This window comes from Allobosea sp. GW821-FHT12C12 (assembly GCF_058807355.1).
The window spans coordinates 55,245-76,695 of the sequence record NZ_JBXAQP010000011.1 but is presented as its reverse complement, the minus strand read 5'-3'; the positions used below and the strand labels follow the sequence as shown (position 1 = coordinate 76,695).

The window sequence follows — 21,451 nt, the reverse complement described above, 5'->3', positions numbered from 1 at the left end:
GGTCAAGTCTCTGCCGCCTGGGGGCTTTGACCGCGCCAGAGCCAGGGGAAGCTCGCGCGCGACTTTTCGGCATAAAGCGCGATCAGCTCGCGCTGGCGCAGCGTCTCCTCGATGTCGTCGAGCCCTTCGAGCAGGCGGGTGCGGTCGCTCTCGTCGATGCTGAACGACACGGTCGCCCCGTCCGGCAAGCCGATCGTTTGCGCCGCCAGGTCGACGTTGAGCTCGGGACTTCCGCTCGCCTCCATCGCCGCGGTGCAGCGTTCGATCTCGTCGGGCGGCAAGGCGATCAGCAATACGCCGTTCTTAAAGCAGTTATTGCGGAAGATCGCAGCGAAGCTCGGCGCGATGATGCAGCGTATGCCGAAATCGAGCAGAGCCCAGACGGCATGCTCGCGGCTGGAGCCGCAGCCGAAATTCTCGCCCGCGACGAGGATGCGGGCGTGCCGAAAGGGCTCGCGGTTCAGCACGAAATCCGCGATCTCGGCGCCCGCCGTGTCGTAGCGCAGCTCGTAGAGCAGCCCATTGACGAGACCGGTGCGCTCCGTCGTGGTCAGGAACTGCTTCGGGATGATCTGGTCGGTATCGACATTGGCCTGCGGCATGACCGCGGCGACGCCGTGCAGGCTGGTGAACTTATCCATGGAGCTTGTCCCCGCGCATGTGGCGGCGCACGTCGGAGAGGTGCCCGTCGATCGCCGCGGCGGCCGCCATGACCGGGCTGAGCAGATGCGTGCGGGCGCCGCGGCCCTGCCGACCTTCGAAATTGCGGTTCGAGGTCGAGGCCACCCGCTCGCCGGCATTGGCCAGATCGCCGTTCATGCCGAGGCACATCGAGCAGCCGGGCTCGCGCCATTCGAAGCCGGCCTCGGTGAAGATGCGGTCGAGCCCCTCGGCTTCAGCCTGCGCCCGGACCGCGCCCGAGCCCGGCACCACCATCGCGCGGACATGGCTGGAAGCCTTGCGCCCGATGATGACCTCCGCCGCCGCCCGTAGGTCCTCGATCCGGCCATTGGTGCAGGAGCCGATGAAGACGACGTCGATCGGGATCGAGGCCAGGAGCTGCCCCGGCTCGAGCCCCATATAGGCGAGCGCGCGCTCCTGAGCCTGACGCTGCAGCGCGGTCGGCGCCCGCGCCGGATCGGGAATGCGGCCGTCGATCGGGGCGACCTGGTCGGGCAAGGTGCCCCAGGTGACGTGCGGGGCTATGCTCGCCGCATCGATACGCACCTCGGCGTCGAACACGGCGCCGTCGTCGCTGTGCAGCGAGCGCCACCACTCGAGCGCGGCCTGCCATTCCGCATCGCGTGGCGCATGCTCGCGCGAGCGGACATAGTCGAAGGTCTTCTCGTCGGGCGCGATGATGCCGGAGGCCGAGCCGCATTCGATGTTCATGTTGCAGAGGGTCATGCGGCCCTCCATCGAGAGGCCGCGTACAGTGCTGCCGGCATATTCGATGACGTAGCCCGTGCCCCCGGCAACGCCGAGCCGGCCGACCACCGCAAGCGCAAGGTCCTTGGCCGTGCAGCCGAAAGGCAGGGGGCCATCGATGGTGACGCGCATCGACTCGGAGCGCTTGGTCACCAGCGTCTGCGTTGCCAGCACGTGCTCGACCTCGCTGGTGCCGATGCCGAAGGCGAGCGCGCCGAATGCTCCATGCGTCGAGGTATGGCTGTCCCCGCAGACCACGGTGACGCCGGGCTGAGTCAGTCCCAACTCGGGGCCGATGACGTGGACGATGCCCTGGCGGGCGTCGTCGAGCCTGATGAGTGGGATGTTGTGCGTCCGGCAGTTCGCCTCCAGCACTTCGACTTGCCGCCGCGACAGCTCGTTGCGGATGCCAGCCCTGCGGTCGACTGTTGGCACATTGTGGTCAGGCACCGCAAAGGTCGCGTCTGGACGCGCCACCGGCCGCCGGGCCAGGGCGAGACCGGAAAAGGCCTGCGGGCTCGTGACCTCATGGACGAGATGACGATCGATATAGAGGACGGTTGTACCGTCGTCTCGGTCAGCGACGACATGACTGTCCCAGAGCTTGTCATGCAAGGTCTGCGGTCGCCTAACCGCGCTCGCTCTATCAGCCATGTTATGCCCTGCGGTTCCGCACGGCGGTGCCTGCGCGAGATATTTATACCAGGCTACGGCGAACGACCTTTTCTCTTTATGAGATCATGCCTTTCACTACGATCGCCTTCACTTCTCGCACCACCTCTTGCCGGACGTTGTGTTTTGCTTACGATGTAGCGGCTCCCCGTTACTAGGCTTGAGGTTTGGCGATAAGCTTCCGCCAAGCAATCGATTTATTCTAATTAGCTGTGAGGAAAACTCACAAAGGGGAAACGCCATGGGCAGAAGCCTACCTCCGTTGAACGCGTTGCGCGCTTTTGAGGCTTGTGCGCGCCACGCCAGCTTCAGCCGCGCAGCCGAGGAACTGTGCGTGACCCATGGCGCGGTGAGTCGCCAGGTCGCGCTTCTAGAGGACAGGCTGGCAGTCAAGCTCTTCAGCCGCACCCGCAAGGGCACAATGCTGACCAGCAATGGCGAGGCCTACTACGAGCCGGTGCGACACGCGCTCGACATCATCGCAGATGCGACGCATCGTCTGCATCATGCCGTGGACAGGCAGGTGCTTCGGCTGCGTGCACCGCCGACTTTCGCGCTGCGCTGGTTAGTGCCACGGCTGGCTCGGTTCCAGATGGCCCATCGCGGCATCAAGATCCAGATTACGACCTCGCATGAGCCGGCCGATTTCCAGCGCGGGGATGTGGAAGCCTGCATCCAGTCCGACGCCTGCGGACCGCTCACCGTGGCCGGTGCGAAGGTTACGCGACACCGCCTGTTTGGGGAGACAGTAACGCCGGTCTGTAGTCCAGCTCTGGTTCGGAGCGGCAAGCTGCGCAAGCCGGAGGACCTAGGGCGGCACACGCTGCTCTCGTCGACGCATCGACCGCGCGATTGGGAGACTTGGCTTGCCGCCGCGGGTCAGGCCGATCTAGAGATGGCCGAAGGGATAAGGTTCGAAAATTCGGCGCTGTCCTATCAGGCGGCGATCGACCAGGCGGGCGTGACGATCGCCCAGCCCTCTTTCATCCAGGATGACCTGCGCGACGGACGCCTGGTTGAGCCATTCCGTATCCGGGCCGAGACGGAATGGGCTTATTATCTCGTGTATCCGAGTGCCTCCCCCAAGCTTAAGGCTTTGGCGACATTCGAAGCCTGGCTCATCGCCGAGGCCTCAGGTGTCAACCCAGCGACCGGCGTGAGCGCGGTGGTGTGAACATTCAATCGGCTGCCGGGCCGGAATAGAGCGCGAGCTTGGCCGAAATCCGCTCAGCGCAGGCGGTGACGAGCTGAGGCAGCCGGGTCTCCGCGTCCGCGTCGAAGCGATAGCGCGGGATACTGAGACTGATCGCTCCGACCGGCACGCCGTTGCGGTCGCGGATCGCAGCACCCAGGCATTGCGTACCCGGCTCGTTCTCTTCGCTGTCGACAGCGTGGCCCCGCGCGACGGTGCGCCCAATATCCGCATCGAGCTCCTCGCGCCGCGTGAGCGTGTTCGGCGTCATCCGCAACAACGTAAGCCGGTCCACTAATTCCGCGCGCTCGTCAGGCCGCAAGGCCGCGAGATAGGCTTTGCCGACTGAGCTCGAATGCAGCATGACGCGTGTGCCGATGCGCGAGCTCATACGCACGGCCTGCGGGCTGTCGAGCTTGTCGATATAGACCATCTCCGTATCGCTCGGCACGGCGAGATGAACCGTCTCGCCCGTGAGGTCGCGCAACGCCAGGATCTCGTCCTGTGCCAGCGTGCGCAGATCGAACTCCGCCCAACTGCGCGAGGCGAGGCTGATCAGCCGGGGACCGAGCGCAAGCCGGTCCGCGCCGCCAACCAACCCCTCGGCGCGCAAGGCTGCCACGATGCGGTAGACCGTCGCCCGCGGCATGCCGGTGCGCGCACAAAGGTCGGCCATGCCGAGCCTGCCGGGCGCATCGGCGACGATTTGCAGAACCGCGACGAATTTCGAGAACGCGGCCGTGCCGGGAACGCTGTCGCGACCGGCGCTTACTATCGGCCCGGCCTGATCGGCACGTTTTGGCATCTCACGAGGACCTTCTTTACGTCACGCTCCCGCCGCTCCTGCTCACGCGAGGCATCCGGTTGCGGCAAGGCCGTACTTGACAGCCGCTCACAGGTGACAGCAAATGTATTACAATGTGGCTAAAATGTCCATATTATGAGACATCGTTTGGTCTCGCATCGGCGGGATGGAGGCAGAAATGAACGGACCGGTTGCAGCAGGCGGCAGCGAGAAATGGCAGCCTTACAAGCGCCCTCAGCCGAAGGAGTCGCCGCCGGAGCTGGTGATCCCCAACGCGGTCCCGACCGACGAGCGGATCTGGGTGCCGGTGGAGGAGAATGTCTGGTTCCGGCCGCTTTGCCTGTGCGTGAGCCGCGGCTACTGGATGAATCTGCTCCGCGTGCGCAAATCCGGCGTGCTCTCGCGCCATCGCCACCCGATGCCCGTCCACGCCTATGTCATCAAGGGCGAATGGCGCTACCTTGAGCATGATTGGGTCGCGACCGAAGGCAGCTACGCCTATGAGGCGCCGGGCGAAACCCATACGCTAGTTGTCGACCCGCATGTCGATGAGATGATCACGTTGTTCCAAGTCAACGGCGCGATGATCTATGTTGACCCGGACGGCCGCAATATCGGCTACGACGACGTATTCACCCGCCTCGACAAGTGCCGGGCGCATTACGCCAAGAACGGGCTCGGCGCCGAGTACGTCGATCAGTTCATTCGCTAACTCACTCTCAGCCAGCATCACAGTTGCGATTTGGGTGATGTCTGAATCGATGGGCGACCATGATTCGGAGATCATGGATGACGGGCTCGCCGATCGAGGCGGCGCTGGAACTGTGGGCGTCGTCCTTGCGGGACGCGAAGATGCGGATGCGGCCACTGTTCAGGCAGGACCGTGTGGCGGCTTCGGCGGGGCAGTTCCTGGATGGTCTGCTTGGCGATGAGCATCGCAAGACGGGTTGGATGCGTGCCGAGGCGGCCGGTGATCGCGGCCTCTGGCGCCAGCAGGCGATCCTCGGCCGCGGTCACTGGGACGCCGATGCCCTTCGCGACATCGTCCGCGACTACGCGTTGGAGACACTTGCCGATCTTGTGCGGTGCTGGTCGTCGATGAGACTGGGTTCCTGAAGCAGGGCCAGGCCTCCTGCGGGGGCGCGAATACACGGGCTCGGCCGGGAAGATCACCAATTGGCAGATCGGCGTGTTCGCAGCCTGTGTCTCGCGGCACGGGCATGCCTTCATCGACCGGGCGCTTTATCTGCCCAAGGCGTGGACGGAGTACCCTGCACGGATGGCAAAGGCGCATGTGCCGGAGAAGATCGGCTTTGCCTCCAAGCCAGCGCTTGCGATCGCCATGATCGAGCGCGCGCTCGCGGCCGATCTGCCCTTCTCATGGGTTGCGGGGGACTGTGTCTACGGTGTCGGCGATATCGAGATGGCGCTGCGGCATGCCGGCAAAGGCTATGTCCTGGGCGTCAACGCCAACCGCCCTTCCGCTCTTGGGTCAAGCCACACATCGTTGCCGGAACCGCGAAGGACATCGCCGAAAGCCTGCCCGAGGATATATGGCGGCGCCTGTCGGCCGGTGACGGCACCAAGGGTGAACGGCTTCAACATCCGTCTCCAGTGCGAATAAAGCTGAACCGATATTTTGCGCCACTTTCGAACGTTGGCGCAACGCCTGAAAGCGGACATGCGAGACGAGCCCCGCGTCACCCGGTCCGAGTTGAGCCAGCTAAGGTAAAGCTCCCAGCGTTTTCGAGCTCCCGAGAACCGAGGAACTGCTCTGCAGCGCATCGAAGGGGCGCATCTGATAAGGGTTGAGGGGCGGTGCGGCACGCTCCGTAATCGGACATCGTCTACAAGACCGCGGACATGCCCCCGTCGACGTAGATAATCTGGCCGTTGACGTAGTCCGACGCCGGCGAAGAGAGGAAGACCGCTGCGCCTATCAGCTCGTCTGGGCGACCCCAGCGCCGCGCCGGCGTGCGACCTTTGACCCATGTGTCGAAGGTCGGGTTGTCGATAAGAGCCTGATTCATGTCTGTGATCATGTAGCCGGGGCCGATGGCGTTGGCCTGGATGCCATGCTCGGCCCATTCGGCCGCCATCGCCTGGGTCAGCATCTTGATGCCGCCCTTGGCGACAGTATAGGGCGCGACCGTGGCGCGGGCGAGCCCGCTGGTGAGCGAGCCGATATTGACGACCTTGCCGTGGCCGCGCGCGATCATGCGCTTGGCCGCCTCGCGTCCGATCACGAAGGCGGATGTCAGGTTGGTATCGAGGACGCGCTGCCAGTCGGCGGTGGCGAGCTCGACCATCGGCTTGCGGAACTGGATGCCGGCATTGTTGACTAGGATGTCGACGGCGATGCCGGCCTCGTCGAAGCTGGCGAAGGCGTCCACGACCTCCTTCTCCGACGTGACGTCGAACCGGGCCGGCTCGGCGTCGTGGCCGGCTTGGCGCATCTCCTCGACCGCCATGTCGACGCGGGCCGCGTCGGTGCCGTTGACGAGGATGCGGGCGCTGGCAGCCGCCAGCCCTTCCGCCATGGCGCGGCCGAGCCCGCGCGAGGAGCCGGTGACCAGCGCGGTGCGGCCGGTGAGGTCGAACAGGGGATTGCTCATGGCGCGGCTCACAGGCTCGATCGGCGAACGGTCAGGTCCGAACGCTCGAACACGGCCGGCAGCAGGTCGACGCCGAGACCCGGCGCCTCGATCGGATAGACGTAGCCGCCCTCGATGCGCGGCATTTCGTTGACGAGCTCCTTGTACCAGCCGGTGTAGAAGGCGCGCACCGATTCCTGGATCAGCGTGTTGGGCTGGCTAAAGGAGGCGTGGATCGCGGCGACGAAGCCGACCGGGCCGATGCAGTCATGCGGCGCGAAGGGGCGGTGATAGGTATCGGCCAGCGCCGCGATCTTGCGGCCTTCGGTCAGCCCACCGGTCCAGCACAGATCGGCCATCACCACATGCATCGCGTCGCGTTCGAGCATGTCCTTGTAGGGGAAGCGCGAGCCCAGCGTCTCGCTCGCCGTCACGGAAACGGTGGTCGAGCGGGCGAACTCCGCCAGCGCCTGCGGCGAGTTCATCCGGATCGGGTCCTCGTACCAGCTCGGCTCGTAGGGTTCGAGCGCGCGCGCGATCCTGATCGCGGTCGGCAGGTTCCAGAGCGAGTGGAACTCGACCATGATCTCCATCCTGTCGCCGACCGCCCTGCGGATCTTTTCAAAGGGCTCGATCGCCTTCTTCATCTGCTCGGGGGTGATGAACAGCCCCTGGTTCTCGATCGCGGGCGGATCGAAGGGCCAGATCTTCATCGCGGTGACGCCACTCTCCAGCAGGCTCTCGGCGACGGCGTCGGCACGGTTCATGAAGCCGCTCAGATCCTCGTAAGGGCCTTCGGACGCGCCGAAATTCCAGGTCGACACTGGCTTGATATTGCGGGACCGCACATATCCGTAGCCGGCGCAGGTGTTGTAGATGCGTTGCCTGTCGCGGCAGAGCCCGCCCAGCATCTGGTGCACGGGTTGGCCGCAGACCTTGCCAAAGAGGTCCCACAGCGCGATGTCGACCGCCGACGTGGCGCGCGATTCCACGCCCGTCGAGGCCTGCGCCATCGGCAGGTTGGTCATCTCCTTGTGCAAGGCCTCGATCTGCAGCGGGTTCTTGCCGAGCAGCCGCATGGCCAGCGTGTCATGCAGGTGCGCCTCGACGGCGCCGGCGCCGTAGAAGGTCTCGCCGAGGCCGATGATGCCGGTGTCGGTATGCACGCGCACCCACAGCACATTGGCGAACTCTTCGGTCCGCAGCGTCTCGATGGCGGTTATCTTCACGAATGTCTCCCGAAAAACCGGCACCTTCTCGCGAGCCGAGCTCCGGGAGCGCCTTCGTCGATCGCGCGGCTTGGCGGCATCAGCGCCGCGCCGCATGGCGGCGACCATAGTTGCGCTTGTAACATTTCACAACATGTTTATAGTGACCCGAGGATGGAGTCCGCTCAGAGCGCCACCAGGGAGGACGATCGATGACGAAGCGCGCGAACCGTTCCCAACTCGTCGAAGTCGGCGAGGCGACGCCGCGCCGGCGCAACCGCGTCAATTTCTTCGAACTTGCCTATCAGCGCATTGAGGACATGCTTGTCACCTGCGAGCTGCAGCCCGGGCGGTTCCTGGCGATGCAGGACTTGCAGAGCCTGACCGGCTTCGGCCGCACGCCGATCCACAATGCGGTCAATCGGCTGGCGGCGGACACGCTGATCGTCATCCGGCCCCGCCACGGCCTGCAGATCGCGCCGATCGACCTCGCCCGCGAGCGGGTGCTCCTGCGGCTGCGACGCGATCTCGAACGCTTCGTCATCGGCTTGGCGGCGGATCGCGCCGGACCTGCCCATCGCAATCAGATGCTGCATATGGAGCGCCTGCTGCGCGAAAGGCGGGACGGGATGACGCTGGCCGACTTCAACACCCTAGACCGGCGCATCGACCAGATGGTGCTGTCGGCGGCGGCCGAGCCGTTCCTCGAACACACGTTGCGGCCCCTGCATACGATCTTCCGCCGCATCGGCTTCATCTATCACAGCCGCATGAACCAGCCGGCCGGGCTGGAGGGGACGATCGACCACCATCTCGCCGTGCTGAACGCCATCGCCACCCGCCATCCCGAGCGCGCGGTCGCAGCCTCCGACGCGCTGATCGCCTTCGTCGACGGTATGTTCGACGAGATGGAGGCGGCGATTGACCCTTCTCTGCTGGATTGCAGCGTCGAGCCCTTGCTCGGCGCCTGACCGGAGACCGTCACCCCATGCGCATCGTCTTCCACGGCGAAAACGCCGCCTCCTTCAGCCGCGACTTCGCCGGGCTCGTCGGGCCGGGTGCCGAGATCCTCATCCTGCCCGACAGGCTCGACGCCGAGGCGGACCGGCGCGCCTATGAGGAAGCCGACGTCGTCGTCGGCGTCAGGTTCGACGCCTCGCTTCCGCGCCCTGAGCGGTTGAGGCTCTTCCATGTGCCGGGCGCCGGCTACGATGCGGTCGATCTCGCTTTGCTGCCGGAAACGGCGAATGTCTGTAACTGCTTCGGCCATGAGCTTGCGATCGCCGAATATGTGATGAGCGCCTGGCTCGCCCGCCATGTCCCGCTCGCGGACGCCGACACGAGGCTTCGCCGCGGCGACTGGGCCTATTGGGCGGGCGCGCCGGACCGCGTCCATGGCGAGATCGCCGGCAAGACCATCGGGCTTCTCGGCTTCGGCCATATCGGCAAGACGATCGCGAAGCGCGCCAAGAGCTTCGAGATGCGCGTCCACGTCGCCAATCGCAGCCCGGTCGCCACCTCGGACACGGTCGACCGCGCCTTCACCCTCGACCGGCTCGACGCGTTCTGGGGTTCGGCCGACGCGATCGTCGTCTCGCTGCCGCTGACGCCGGAGACCAAGGGGCTCGTCGGTTCCGCCGCCTTCGCGGCGATGCGCACCGACGCGGTGGTCTTCAATGTCGGGCGCGGGCCGATCGTCGACGAGGCGGCGCTCTACGAGGCGCTGAAGAGCGAGCGGATCGGCGGCGCGGTGATCGACACCTGGTATCGCTATCCCGACGCCGGCGATGCCCATCGGCTGCCGGCAGGATTGCCTTTTCACGAGCTCCCCAACATCGTGATGACGCCGCACATGTCCGGCTGGACCGACGGCACCATCCGGCGGCGGCAGCAGACGATGGCCGACAACATCCGACGCTGTCTCGCCGGGGAATCGCTGTCGAACCTCGTGCGCGAGGGACGGACCGCCGGCTGACGATCGTTTACGAAGCCGGCCGAAGAAGCCGGTCACGCCAAAACCAGGCTATCCGCAAAAAACAGGGAAACGCACCATGAACCTCTTCAAGACACTCAAGGTCGCCGGAACGCTGCTGGCGCTCGGCGCCGGCATGCTGGCCGCGGGGCATGCCTCGGCCCAGACCGTCAGCGAGATCGTCAAGCGCGGCAAGGTCCGCGTCGGCGTGCTGATCGGCGCACCGCCCTACGGCTCGGTCGACGCGCAGGGCAACGCCATCGGCTATGACGCGGACGTGACCGCGCTGATCGGCAAGTATCTCGGCGTGCCGGTCGACATCGTGCAGCTGACGCCGCCCGCGCGCATTCCCGCGCTGGAGGCCGGCCGCGTCGATTTCCTGATCGCGACGCTCGCCCCGACGCCCGAGCGGGCCAAGGCCGTGATGTTCACGATCCCCTACAGCGCCTTCCAGACCGGCGTCTATGCCAAGAAGAGCACCCCGATCAAGGCGTGGGAGGATCTCAAGGGCCGCAAGGTCGGCGTCAATCGCGGCTCCAGCGTCGAACGCGAATTCACCAACCGCGAGAAGGAGCTGAACCTCACCATCCTGCGCTTCGAGGACGACGCCACCACCATGCAGGCGCTGTTCTCCGGCCAGGTCGAGGCGATCGCCGGCCCCGACGCACAGGCCAACGCCGCAATGAAGGCGCGCGGCGAGACAGAGACCGAACTGAAGTTTAACTTCGGCATGCAGCCGAACTCGATGACAGTCCGCAAGGACGCCTACGAGCTGAAGCAGTGGCTCAACAACACGATCTACTACATCAAGCAGAACGGCGAGCTGAACGCGATCTCCGAGAAGTGGGTCGGCGCGCCGCTGCCGCAGCTGCCGACCTTCTGAGCGGTCTGGACCCGGCCGGCGGAGCGCGCTCCGCCGGCATCCGCGACATCGAGCCCGGCGGGAGAGCATGCGGTATCAATTCCAGTTCGATGCGGTCTTCTCCGAGGCGGACCGCATCCTCGACGGCGTCCTGCTGACGATCGGGCTGTCCTTCGGCGCGATCGCCCTCGGGCTAGCGCTGGCCGTTCTGCTAGTGGCGGCGCGCAGCCTGTCCGGCCGTTGGGTGGAGCTCGTCGTCGACGCCTATGTCGAGCTGATGCGCAACACCCCCTTCCTGGTGCAGCTCTTCATGCTGTTCTTCGGCCTGCCGCTGCTCGGCGTGCGCATGTCGGGCACGCAGGCCGCGCTGCTAGCGATGACGCTGAACCTCGCCGCCTATGCGACCGAGATCATCCGGGCGGGCGTGGACTCGATCCACCGCTCGCAGATCGAGGCCGGGATGTCGCTGGCGCTGACCAAGCGCCAGGTCTTCCAATACGTCGTGCTGATGCCCGCGCTCGCACGGGTTTGGCCAGCGCTGTCAAGCCAGTTCGTGCTGATGCTGCTGGCCTCCTCGATCTGCTCCTTCATCGCCGTCCCGGAACTGTCGGGGACCGCCGCGATCATCGAGCAGAACACCTTCCGCAGCTTCGAGACCTACATCGTCGTCACCATCATCTATCTCGCGCTCGCGCTGAGCCTGAAGTTGTCGCTGCTGTGGCTGGGCAGGCGGGTCTTTCCGCGGCTATCGGGCGTCGAGCGGCTCGCCGCCAAGGCGGAGGCCGCGTGATGACGACGTTCGGTTGGCCCGAAATCCTCTTCATCGTCCGCGCTGCCGGCTGGACGCTCCTGCTGACGGCGATCGCCTTTCTGATCGGCGGGCTCATCGGCGGCGTGTTCGCCATCATGCGCCTGTCGCCGCTCAAGCCGCTGCGCGCCTTCGCGTCGGGCTACATCCTTGTGATCCAGTCGATCCCGGTGCTCATGGTGCTGTTCATGAGTTATTACGGGCTTTCCCTCTTCGGCATCGAGCTGCCGCCCTTCTTCGCTGCCTCCGCCTCGCTCGCGATCTATGTCAGCGCCTATCTCGCCGAGATCTGGCGCGGCTCGATCGAATCGGTGCCGTTCCAGCAATGGGAAGCCTCGGCCTCGCTGGCGCATACACCGGCGCAGACCTATCGCTACGTCGTCCTGCCGCAGGCGGTGCGCATCTCGCTCCCGCCGACGGTCGGTTTCCTCGTCCAGCTGGTGAAGAATACTTCGATCGTCTCGGTCGTGGGCTTCGTCGAGCTGTCGCGGGCTGGGCAGCTCGTCAACAACGCGACTTTCCAGCCCTTCCAGATTTTCACGCTGGTCGCAGCGATCTATTTCGCCATCTGCTTCCCGCTCTCCCGGCTCAGCCGCCATCTCGAAAAGGTGATGAATGCCAGCCGTCCGCATTGACGATGTCCACAAGAGCTACGGCTCGCTCGAAGTCCTCAAAGGCGTCTCGATCTCGGTCGATACCGGCCAGGTCGTGGCGCTGATCGGCCGCTCGGGCTCGGGCAAATCCACCATGCTTCGCTGCATCAACGGGCTGGAGGCCTTCCAGTCCGGCCGTATCGAGGTCGCCGGCCATGTCGTCAACCAGGACCAGAAACGTCTGCGCGATCTGCGTAAGGATGTCGGCATCGTCTTCCAGAGCTACAACCTCTTTCCCCATCTGACGGTCGGGCAGAACATCATGCTCTCGCCGCGGATCACTAAGAACGTGCCGCGGGCGCAGGCGCTCGCGCTCGCCAAGGAGGTGCTGGCGCAGGTCGGCCTGTCCGACAAGATCGACAGCTATCCTGACAATCTCTCCGGCGGCCAGCAGCAGCGCGTCGCCATCGCCCGCTCGCTGGCGATGCGGCCGAAGGTGATGCTCTTCGACGAGGTCACCTCGGCGCTCGATCCCGAGTTGACCGGCGAGGTGCTGCTTGTCATGGAGAAGCTCGCCAGGGACGGGATGACGATGATCCTCGTCACGCACGAGATGAATTTCGCTCGCAACGTCGCCGATACGACGATCTTCATGCATCAGGGCAAGATCTGGGAAAGCGGGCCGTCGAAGGAGCTCTTCGCGCAGCCCAAGACCCCGGAACTGGCGAACTTCGTCAAAGCCGGAGCGCGCTGAGCCGCAAAAACTCCGCTGCCCCCGGAGAAGGATCCGGTCGTTCCGGAATTCAGTCTTGATCCCTCGACTTCTTCCAATGCGACAAGCCGCTTTGCCGTCAGCGGCACGTTCGACGCACGACACACGGACAACAGCAACCCGGATAACGGGCGCGTGGAGGAAAGCGATGACCGTGTCGACACGGCGCCTCCAGGACTTCGTCTCGGCCTACGATTTCGGCCGGCGCCTGAAGACCCTCGAGGGCCACACCCTACGAGTTCGTCTGCAAACGATGGACGATCGAACCAGAAAAGTTCAAGCTCAACCCACTCCACCAAATGCCGGGATCAAACATCTAGTTACATCATGGAGTTGGCGCATACGGCCATCGCGAAATTGGACCGGTCGATGCTCAAATGGCGGAAGTTGGATTCACTCTAGGAGGAATACCATAGCCATACTGATAGCATGATCGGATGTCTGGTCATGGCAGGGCGTCAAGGTCAGCTTGTGGCGCTCAGCACCCATCTCGATGCCTCGAAAGACGATCGTCGCCTGCCGCTATCGATGTTTAAATCGCGACTTCAGATCCTCGAATGAGAGGATCTCGCCCGCGATCGCGCTTGCTGCGACGGTCGGCGGGCTGGCCAGCCAGACTTTGCCCGGTCCCGACCGCCCCGGGAAATTGCGGTTGATCGCGCTGATCGTCACCTCGTCGGCACTTGACGAGACGCCGGGGCCGCATTGCGCGCAGGCGCCGCAGGCGGGGTTAAGCAGTTCGGCGCCGACCTTTCGGAACGCGGTGAGATAGCCCCTTTCCTCGCAGTAGCGGCGCACGGCCAGGGTACCGAACTGGAGATAGAGGGTAACGCTCGCGGACACTTTAAGCCCATGCGCCGCCGCCCACTCCAGCACCTCGTGATACTGGTCGAAATCGTCGCGCTTGCCGGCGGTGCAGGAGCCGCCATAAGCGATCCCGATCGTGATGCTGTCGGTGACGTCGCCCAGCGCGATGCCGTTTCCGGGATCTCCCGGAGCCGCCAGCATCGGCGTCAACGCGCCGCAGTCGATCACGATCTCAGCGGCATAAGGCGCGCCCACATCGCTCCTCATCCAGTCTTCGATGGTGGCGTCAACGCCTCTGCGCTGGTGGATGAAGCGCAGCGTCTCTGCATCGGGTGCGACGATGCCGGTGAAACCGCCAAGCTCGGCCGTCATGTTGGTCAAGGTCGCCCGCTCGTCGATCGACATCGCCCCGATCGCCGTCCCGGCGAATTCGAACACCTTGCCCAGTCCAAGGCCGGCGCGGATGCGCGGCTCCGCCAGCAGCTTGAGCACGGCGTCCTTGGCCGTCACGCCGCGCGGCAGCTTTCCGTCGAGCCGGATCAGCAGCGACTCCGGCACGGTCAGCCGGATCGCGCCGGTCATGAAGGCATTTGCCATGTCGGTCGTGCCGACGCCGAAGGCGAGGCAGCCGAGCGCGCCGGAGTGAGGCGTGTGCGAATCCGTGCCGACGCAGATCTCGCCGGGCATCGCGTAGCTCTCGGCCATCATCGCATGCGAGATGCCTTCGGACCCTTCCTCGCCGAGCAGGTAGCCATGGTCCTTGAGCCCGTATTCGCGCGCGAAGGCGCGGTGCCCCTCGGATAGCCTGCGGATGGCGGGCAGCAGGTCGCGTTTCACATGGGTGGGCGACCGGTGGGCATAGGAGTTGTGGTCCTCGAACAGCAGGATCGATTCGGGCTCGTGAAGCGCGAGCGGCCGGCCGTAGTGACGATGCAGCATATGCGCCGCCATCGCCGTATAGATCTCGTGGATGAAGCGGAACCGCGCCTGCACGAAGCCGCCGGTCCCCGGCGCGGCGTCCCAATCTGGCGGCACTCCGGTCAGGATATTGCGGTCGATGATCTTCTGGACCAGCGTGCGGGGCTTGTCGGGGGCGATCTCGGGCCGCGTCGCGAGGCCTTTCAGGTGCCGCTCGCCGTATTTCAGCAGGCCGCCAGCCGACAGGATGGCGCTGGCGAGTTCGTCCCTGTCCTTCAGCAGATCCGCGAGCGGGATCGCTTCACCGGAGCGGATGCGCTCGACCAGCCCGTAGTCGGTTGAGGTGAACAGACCGATATTGTCGCAGTTCTGGCGGTAGATCCGCTCGAAGCTCTCGGCGACGACGAGCCGGATGCCGGCCGTGTATTCGGCCAGCGGCGAGTGCTCGCGCGAGGATCCCTTGCCGTAGCGCCGGCCCGCCACGATAACGTCGAAATCGCCATTCCGAATGCCGTCGAGCGGGATCGGATGGGTCTCACCAGCCCGAAAACCGACATGGGCGTGACGCCCGATCTCGTCATCGAAATGGACGAGCGAGGGCAACGGCGTGATCTCGTCCGTCGAGACGTCGTCGCGCAGGCTGCCGACTTGCGCGAGGTCGATGTCCTCGCCCCCGATCTGCCGGGCAACCATGCCCGGATCGGTCGACAGGAAAAGTGTGCGCTTCTCGAAGCGGATCGCGGTCATCGTGGTCAGGCCTGCGCTTCGAACTGGGGCTGCCAGCGCAGGAGATAGCGCTGGACCTGACGGACGATGGTCGCGAGGAAGATGCCGACGATCATCATGACGAAGATCGAGACCATCATTTCGGATGCATTGGCCCTGGCCTCGGCCTCGATGATCAGCTTGCCGAGACCGCGTTCGGCACCGATGAACTCGCCGACGATGACGCCGATCAGCGCAAAAGACACCGCCGGCGTCAGCGAGGCGAACACCCATGCAAGCGCCGAGGGCACGACGACGGTGCGCAGCACGGTCATCTCCGAAGCGCCGAGCAGGCGCGCCGCCGCGACCTGATCGCGGTCGACGGCGCGTGTGCCCTCAAATGTGTTGAAGAACACGACGAAAAACACGACGATCCAGGCGGTGACGATCTTCGACATGTCGCCGAGGCCGAACATCAGGATGATCAGTGGCACGAGCGCGATGCGCGGCACCGAGTTCATCGCCACGACATAGGGCTGGAATATCCGCGACAGGTAGTCCGAGCGGCCGAGCACCAGTCCGCAGGCAACGCCAGACAGCGTTCCGAACAGGAAGCCCCACCACATGTTCTTGAGCGTTACCAGCAGCGCGAGCCAGAGATTGTTGTCGTTGCGCGAGAAGCAGGCGCGAAAGCCGGCTGGATCGGCGAAACAGCTCAGCTTGAGGAAGCTCGTCCAGATCATCGACGGGCGCGAGATAAAATAGGGATCGAGGATGCTGGGCACGAAGGGCCGCAGCACCGGCACGCTGCGGAGACTGTAGCCCCATTCCCAGATGGCAAGGGCGACCACAAGGATGGCGATCTGCCAGAACAGGATCTTTGCGGCGCCGTGCTTCATCGTCAGTCCGCCTTGGTCCGCCGGAACTCCTCGCCGAGCGAGTGCCAGATATGGGAGTAAAGCCGCCCGAATTCGGGCGTCTCGCGCAGCGAGACGGCGTCGCGGGGCCGCGGAAACGGCACCTCGAAATCTTCCTTCAGCCTGCCGGGTCGGGCCGAAAGAAGGATGATGCGGCTGGCTAGCGTCAACGCCTCACCGAGGTCATGGGTGACGAAGAGCACGGTCTGGCGCTCGCGCTCCCAGATTTCCAGCAAAGTATTGTGCATTTCGAGCTTGGTATGGGTGTCGAGCGCGCCGAAGGGTTCGTCCATCAGCAGGATCTCGGGCTCCATGATGAGCGTCCGCATCAGCGCCACGCGCTGGCGCATGCCGCCAGACAGCATGCGCGGAAACTTGGCGCCGAAACCGTCAAGACCCGCCGTCTCAATGGCTCGGGTGACCTTGTTCTTGCGCTCTGCCGCGGCGACGCCGGCGATCTCGAGCCCATAACCGATATTGGCCTCGACCGTCCGCCAGGGGAACACCGTATCGCGCTGGAAAACGTAGCCGACCTTGCGATTGACCTCGCCGTGCCGGACCTCGTCGCCGTCGATGGCGATGGTGCCGCCGCTCCGGGTCAGCAGGCCCGCGACCATGTTGAGGATGGTGCTCTTACCGCAGCCCGATGGGCCGAGCAGGGCGACGAACTCGCCCTGCCGCACGTCGAAAGAGACGTTGTCGACAGCCGTCACGCCGCTCGCGCCCGAGCCGTAACGCTTGTCGAGATTCTGAACGGTAATCCTGACACGCGCTGCGTCCGTCTCGACCGCCTGCACCGCCCGGTGCGCGAGGACCGTCATGGCGCTACTTGAACTTGGCCTGGGCGGCGTCAAGAAAGCTCATATCGACGATGTCCTCGAACTTCGCCGGCGGGATGTCGGTGCCGGGGCGGTACCAGACCTTGCCGCCGCGCTCGAAAGAGGCCTTGTCGATGCGGCCGTCATACTCCCAGGTCTGCTTGTCGAAGGCGAGCTCGGCCTTCACGAAGTCCGGGTTCTGGCCGCTATAGTATTTCTCGCCGACCAGCGCGTAGATTTCGTCGGTCGACGCCGACTTGACCCATTTCATCGCCTGGTAGAGCGCGTTGACGAAAGCCTGGACCTGCGGCTTCTGCTGCTCGCAGGTTTCGGCCAGGGCATAGACGACGAGGACGGGGACCGTGCCGCCGAAGGCCGAGGTGAACACGCCAGGCTTCGAGGTGTCGAAGATCGCCTTGCCGAAGCCTTTTGCCTCGGCCTCGAGCACCCATCCGGGCACGGCCATGATGGCATCGAACTGCTTGGTCTCCAACCCGGGCAGCATGGTGTTAAGGCCGCCGCCCGCGACCCAGGTCACCTTATCTCCGAGGCCCTTCGATTCGAAGGTGTAGGTACCGTAGGCCCAGGTGCCGGAACCGATCGCGGTTGCCGCGATGATCGGCTTGCCGCCGTTGGGACGCTTATAGGCGGCAAGCTTCTCGACGCTGTCGATCCCGGCATCGAAGAGGTCCTTGCGAACGACGATGTTGGCGATCGAGGAAATCATCTGCGTGGCGAGAATGATCTTGGCGGGCTTGCCGCGCGTCGAGAGCTGCAGCGCGTGGCTGGCGTCGCCATGCGCAAACAGCGCCTGGCCGGCCGCAAGCGTCTGCCGGCCATGCGTCCCGGCATTGCCGGCGATGATCTTCAATTCGAGCTTTTCGCCGCCGAAGAGCCCGCGCTCGTTCGCGATCGGGCCGATGCTGTAGACCGGCAGTGCCGGCCCATAGGCGAGTGTCGCGACGGTCGACTGCGCTTGCGCGGCCGACGAAAACTGCCCCGCCAGCGCGAATGCGCTTCCGCCTGCCAGAATCTGCCTACGTGTAGCCTGCATGATGTCCTCCCTGGATCGTTCAGTTGAGAGCGCCGGTTTTCCGATCGCGAAGTTCCGCCAAGACTTCCTGCGTGTGCTGACCCACCGAGGGCGGGTCGCGCCGCTTCTTCAGGCGTTCGCCGTCGAAGCTGAACGGCAGGGCCGGCGTCCTGACCTGCCGCCCGTCGTTCAAGGTAAGGTCCATCAGCCCGTCCGACGCGTTGAGATGTGCGTCATCGAAAAGGTCGCCCGGCGCGTTCACCGGCGCGAAGGGGAGGCCCAGCCGCTCGAGAATGGCGCTGAGCTCGTCGATGCCGTAGGTCGCAACGATCGCGGCGATCTCGGGGATGATCCAGCTCCGGTTGTCGACCCGCTCCTGGCTTGTCCTCAGGCGGGGATCAGTCATCCACGCCTCGCGGCCGAAGCTGCGGCAGAAGCCGTCCCATTGCTCCTCGCCGACGATCGAGACGAAGATTTTCTCGCCGCCGCGCGTCTCGAACAGATCGTAGACCGGCCAGGGCGATTCCTTGACCGACCAGGGCACCGAGCGTTCGCCGGTGACGCTCTCGAACATCATCGCCTGGGCCATCAGGAAGACGTTGTTCTCGAACAGCGCGCTCTGGATATACGTGCCCTTGCCCGTCCGGGCGCGTTGGGCCAGGGCCGCCTGAATGGCGATGACGCCGAACATGCCGCCCATGATGTCGTTGACCGATGCGCCCGCGCGCATCGGGCGCCCCGGCAGTCCGGTCATAAAGGCAAGGCCGCCCATCATCTGGACGACCTCGTCGAGCGCCAGCCGGTTCTCGTAGGGACCGGGCAGATACCCTTTCAGCGAGCAATAGATCAGCCCCGGGGCGTCCGCCGCCAGCGACGCATAGTCGAGCCCGAAGCGCCCGAGCAGTCCCGGCCTGAAGTTCTCGATCAGCACGTCGGCGTCGAGGACGAGCTCTCGTGCCGTCGCGCGTCCTTCCTCCGTCGCGGTGTCGATGACGACGCTGCGCTTGTTGCGGCTGTAGGTGTTGAAGAAACCCGAGGCGACGCTCTTGAAGTAACGGGTCCGGTCGCCCCTGGGCGGCTCAACCTTGACGACATCCGCGCCGAGATCGCCGAGGATCATCCCGCAGGACGGCCCCATCACCATTTGCGAGAATTCGACGACGCGGATGCCCGCGAGCGGAAGCGGGTTCATGCGGTGACCCCGTAGATTTTCTGCGGCAGGCCGGCCTCACGGACATGGCTCCGGATGCGTTCTTCCGGCAGGGCTTCGGCGAGCAGTTCGGTCGCCGCCAGGAGCCGTTCGAGATCGATCCCGGTCTTGAGCCCCATCTGCTCGAGCATGAAGACGACATCCTCGGTCGCGATATTGCCGGAGGCGCCTGGCGCGAAGGGACAGCCTCCCAGCCCGCCGGACGCGGCGTCGAAGGTCGTGACGCCGGCATCGATGCCAGCGAGCACGTTAGCCAGGCCAAGCCCCATCGTGTCATGGAAATGAAGTCGGATCGGCACGGCGTCGCCGATCGCGCGGCGCACAGCCGCGACCACGCTCGCGACGAGCCTGGGATCGGCGTAGCCGACCGTGTCGGCGAGGCCGATCTCGTTGACACCGCGCTCGACGAGCATTGCCGCGACGCGGCAGACCTCGATTTCGGCGACGAGGCCCTCGATCGAGCAGCCGAAGGCGGTTGGAATGCCGCCCATCACATGGGGCCGATCCTCATTCGCATCGCGCGCGAGCCCGACGATATCAGCCACGATATCGGCCTGTTCCTCGCGCGTTCGGCGGGTGTTGGCGAGGCTGTGGCCGTGGCTCGCTGAAACGATGCAGTACAGCATGCGCGCGCCTGCCGCGATCGCGCGCTCGGCTCCCTTGCGGTTGGGGACCAGTGCTCCGACGCGCCATTCTACGCCGACAGCGAGAGCGTGGGGCAACACGTCCGCCGCGTCGGCGAATTGCGGAAAGGCTTGCGGCGGCACGAAGCTCGTCGCGTCGATCTCGGCGAACCCGCAGCGAGCCAGAGCCTCGATCCACGCACGCTTCACCGGCGTCGGCATGATCTGCCGGACGAGCTGCAGGCCGTCGCGAGGGCCTACCTCGCAGATCGTGATATCGCGCATCTCCACCCGTCGAATTTTTGTTATTTGTTGCCAACAATGACAATATGGGACAATGATGTCAAATCGCGCCTAAGCAGCGCGGCTTGGTAAAGTGGAAATGTCATGCCAGCTGGGGAGGCAACTGCTGCGAGGACGCGCGAACTTGCCGGGCAGATCGTCGGCATCGTTCGCCGGGAGAATGTCGGTGCCGGTGCCCGCCTCTACGAGCATCGGTTGGCCCATCGCCTCGGCACGTCACGCGGGCCGGTCCGTGCCGCCCTCCAGTTCCTCGCCGATGCGGGCCTGGCGGAAGCGGTACCGAACAAGGGCTTCGTCCTGTCGAAGGAGCCTGATTCCGATGCAGCTCTCCAGGCGCTCGAAGCAGGCGACACCGGCGAGGCGACCTATCTCGCGATTGCCAAGGATAGGGCCTCGGGCAAGCTGGCCGACACAGTGACCGAAGCGGAGCTAATGCGGCGCTACGACCTCAAGCGTGCCCAGATCCTGCGCCTTCTCGACCGTATCGCCTCCGAAGGATGGGTCGAACGCCTGCGCGGCTATGGCTGGCGCTTCAGCCAAACGCTCAACACGCCGCTGGCCTATGCGCAGACCGGCCGGCTTCGCATGATGATCGAGCCTGGCGGGATCCTCGAGCCGACCTTCCGATGGGACGCGGAGCGGATGGCGCCGGTTCGCGAGCATCAGCAGCGCCTGCTTGCCCACGGCATGCGCACCTTCACCCTCTCCGAGGTTTTCGGTTTCGGTTGCGAAGTGCACGAGGCGATCGCTGAATGCTCGGGCAATGCGTTCCTTGTCGAGACGTTGCGACGGCTCAACCGCGTCCGGCGGCTCTTCGCCTATCAGTTCATTCCGGACCTCAAGCATGTCGAGCGACATACGCATGAACATCTGCAATTGCTCGACCTGCTCGAAGCTGGACGTCTGCCAGACGCTGCGGCGCGAATGCGGGACCATCTTCTCTGGAGCGGTGGTGGCGATCAGATTGGCGGTTAGGTTGGCCGACGGGTCTAGGGCCGCGAACGAAGTGATGAAGGAAGACATGCAAGATTTCATTCAGCGGCCCGATCGCGATATCGTCGAGCTCCTGGTGCCCGGCGGTATGCTGCGCGCAGGCATCACCCTGTCGAACTTCCTGCTTGTTACCGGACGGACTTCCAATGGCGAACCTACCTCTCCAATGAGACGATTGAATCACAATCTATCCGTTGAGTTTAGATCCTAAGGCGACT

At 64.9% G+C, this 21,451-nt stretch carries 22 protein-coding genes and 1 pseudogene; 12 read left to right on the top strand and 11 right to left on the bottom strand.

The features are described from left to right. Positions 1–2: 2 nt before the first annotated feature. Positions 3–641: a 3-isopropylmalate dehydratase small subunit gene (gene leuD / locus AC1RRW_RS16285; protein WP_492901893.1), complete on the bottom strand. Its 639-nt coding sequence runs from the start codon at positions 639–641 to the stop codon at positions 3–5. Beyond that, positions 634–2,082, bottom strand: coding sequence for a 3-isopropylmalate dehydratase large subunit (leuC, locus tag AC1RRW_RS16280; protein ID WP_492901892.1), 1,449 nt, complete (start codon positions 2,080–2,082; stop codon positions 634–636). The genes leuD and leuC overlap by 8 nt, the downstream gene beginning before the upstream one ends. 259 nt (positions 2,083–2,341) lie before the next feature. Between leuC and gcvA the strand changes: the two genes are divergently transcribed. Continuing rightward, positions 2,342–3,274 carry a transcriptional regulator GcvA gene (gene gcvA, locus AC1RRW_RS16275; RefSeq protein WP_492901890.1) on the top strand — a complete coding sequence of 311 codons (933 nt, stop codon included), beginning with the start codon at positions 2,342–2,344 and terminating at the stop codon, positions 3,272–3,274. Positions 3,275–3,278: 4 nt separating this feature from the next. Here the strand turns inward: gcvA and AC1RRW_RS16270 are convergent, their stop codons facing one another. Further along, positions 3,279–4,097, bottom strand: a complete 819-nt coding sequence (locus AC1RRW_RS16270) for an IclR family transcriptional regulator (RefSeq protein WP_492901888.1) — start codon at positions 4,095–4,097, stop codon at positions 3,279–3,281. Positions 4,098–4,275: 178 nt separating this feature from the next. Between AC1RRW_RS16270 and AC1RRW_RS16265 the strand changes: the two genes are divergently transcribed. The 3 genes from AC1RRW_RS16265 to AC1RRW_RS16255 all read left to right on the top strand — a co-directional run bounded on the left by AC1RRW_RS16265 (position 4,276) and on the right by AC1RRW_RS16255 (position 5,721). After that, complete coding sequence (locus tag AC1RRW_RS16265) at positions 4,276–4,809, top strand: 2,4'-dihydroxyacetophenone dioxygenase family protein (protein WP_492901886.1); 534 nt, start codon at positions 4,276–4,278, stop codon at positions 4,807–4,809. 77 nt (positions 4,810–4,886) lie between these two features. Beyond that, complete coding sequence (locus AC1RRW_RS16260; RefSeq protein ID WP_492901884.1) at positions 4,887–5,213, top strand: hypothetical protein; 327 nt, start codon at positions 4,887–4,889, stop codon at positions 5,211–5,213. A gap of 73 nt (positions 5,214–5,286) precedes the next feature. Next, positions 5,287–5,721, top strand: a complete 435-nt coding sequence (locus AC1RRW_RS16255; protein ID WP_492901882.1) for a transposase — start codon at positions 5,287–5,289, stop codon at positions 5,719–5,721. Between the two features lie 223 nt (positions 5,722–5,944). Here AC1RRW_RS16255 and AC1RRW_RS16250 read toward each other — a convergent pair whose 3' ends face one another. Both AC1RRW_RS16250 and AC1RRW_RS16245 read right to left on the bottom strand, forming a co-directional pair. Beyond that, positions 5,945–6,712 carry an SDR family oxidoreductase gene (locus tag AC1RRW_RS16250; protein ID WP_492901880.1) on the bottom strand — a complete coding sequence of 256 codons (768 nt, stop codon included), beginning with the start codon at positions 6,710–6,712 and terminating at the stop codon, positions 5,945–5,947. A gap of 8 nt (positions 6,713–6,720) precedes the next feature. Beyond that, positions 6,721–7,920 carry a mandelate racemase/muconate lactonizing enzyme family protein gene (locus AC1RRW_RS16245; protein WP_492901878.1) on the bottom strand — a complete coding sequence of 400 codons (1,200 nt, stop codon included), beginning with the start codon at positions 7,918–7,920 and terminating at the stop codon, positions 6,721–6,723. Positions 7,921–8,111: 191 nt separating this feature from the next. Here AC1RRW_RS16245 and AC1RRW_RS16240 point away from each other — a divergent pair, with 191 nt between their 5' ends. From AC1RRW_RS16240 to AC1RRW_RS16210, 7 genes and pseudogenes are all read left to right on the top strand, one after another. Beyond that, complete coding sequence (locus AC1RRW_RS16240; protein ID WP_492901877.1) at positions 8,112–8,870, top strand: GntR family transcriptional regulator; 759 nt, start codon at positions 8,112–8,114, stop codon at positions 8,868–8,870. Positions 8,871–8,887: 17 nt separating this feature from the next. Further along, the gene (locus tag AC1RRW_RS16235; protein WP_492901875.1) at positions 8,888–9,874 is read left to right on the top strand and encodes a 2-hydroxyacid dehydrogenase; all 987 of its coding nucleotides are present in this window, start codon (positions 8,888–8,890) and stop codon (positions 9,872–9,874) included. A 76-nt stretch (positions 9,875–9,950) separates the two neighbouring features. After that, on the top strand, positions 9,951–10,754 hold the full coding sequence (locus tag AC1RRW_RS16230) for a transporter substrate-binding domain-containing protein (RefSeq protein ID WP_492901873.1): 804 nt from the start codon (positions 9,951–9,953) through the stop codon (positions 10,752–10,754). Positions 10,755–10,821: 67 nt separating this feature from the next. After that, a complete protein-coding gene (locus AC1RRW_RS16225) occupies positions 10,822–11,523 on the top strand; it encodes an amino acid ABC transporter permease (protein WP_492901871.1) in 702 nt (233 codons plus the stop codon). Next, entirely contained in the window at positions 11,523–12,176 is a 654-nt protein-coding gene (locus AC1RRW_RS16220; RefSeq protein WP_492901870.1) for an amino acid ABC transporter permease, read from the top strand. Before AC1RRW_RS16225 ends, AC1RRW_RS16220 begins: the two co-directional genes overlap by 1 nt. Beyond that, a complete protein-coding gene (locus AC1RRW_RS16215) occupies positions 12,157–12,888 on the top strand; it encodes an amino acid ABC transporter ATP-binding protein (RefSeq protein ID WP_492901868.1) in 732 nt (243 codons plus the stop codon). The genes AC1RRW_RS16220 and AC1RRW_RS16215 overlap by 20 nt, the downstream gene beginning before the upstream one ends. A gap of 181 nt (positions 12,889–13,069) precedes the next feature. Beyond that, a pseudogene (locus tag AC1RRW_RS16210) lies at positions 13,070–13,226 on the top strand (IS481 family transposase); the annotation flags it as partial. 202 nt (positions 13,227–13,428) lie between these two features. Here the strand turns inward: AC1RRW_RS16210 and AC1RRW_RS16205 are convergent. The 6 genes from AC1RRW_RS16205 to AC1RRW_RS16180 are packed head-to-tail and all read right to left on the bottom strand — an operon-like array spanning position 13,429 to position 20,222. Continuing rightward, complete coding sequence (locus tag AC1RRW_RS16205; protein ID WP_492901866.1) at positions 13,429–15,378, bottom strand: aconitase family protein; 1,950 nt, start codon at positions 15,376–15,378, stop codon at positions 13,429–13,431. Positions 15,379–15,383: 5 nt separating this feature from the next. Next, positions 15,384–16,235 carry an ABC transporter permease gene (locus AC1RRW_RS16200; protein WP_492901864.1) on the bottom strand — a complete coding sequence of 284 codons (852 nt, stop codon included), beginning with the start codon at positions 16,233–16,235 and terminating at the stop codon, positions 15,384–15,386. Between the two features lie 2 nt (positions 16,236–16,237). Next, complete coding sequence (locus AC1RRW_RS16195) at positions 16,238–17,074, bottom strand: ABC transporter ATP-binding protein (RefSeq protein ID WP_492901862.1); 837 nt, start codon at positions 17,072–17,074, stop codon at positions 16,238–16,240. Between the two features lie 4 nt (positions 17,075–17,078). Next, a complete protein-coding gene (locus AC1RRW_RS16190; protein WP_492901860.1) occupies positions 17,079–18,125 on the bottom strand; it encodes an ABC transporter substrate-binding protein in 1,047 nt (348 codons plus the stop codon). A 19-nt stretch (positions 18,126–18,144) separates the two neighbouring features. Continuing rightward, on the bottom strand, positions 18,145–19,296 hold the full coding sequence (locus AC1RRW_RS16185; protein ID WP_492901859.1) for a CaiB/BaiF CoA transferase family protein: 1,152 nt from the start codon (positions 19,294–19,296) through the stop codon (positions 18,145–18,147). Further along, positions 19,293–20,222: a hydroxymethylglutaryl-CoA lyase gene (locus tag AC1RRW_RS16180; RefSeq protein ID WP_492901857.1), complete on the bottom strand. Its 930-nt coding sequence runs from the start codon at positions 20,220–20,222 to the stop codon at positions 19,293–19,295. The genes AC1RRW_RS16185 and AC1RRW_RS16180 overlap by 4 nt, the downstream gene beginning before the upstream one ends. Positions 20,223–20,324: 102 nt before the next feature. Between AC1RRW_RS16180 and AC1RRW_RS16175 the strand changes: the two genes are divergently transcribed. After that, a complete protein-coding gene (locus AC1RRW_RS16175; RefSeq protein ID WP_492901856.1) occupies positions 20,325–21,215 on the top strand; it encodes a GntR family transcriptional regulator in 891 nt (296 codons plus the stop codon). Positions 21,216–21,451: the final 236 nt, after the last annotated feature.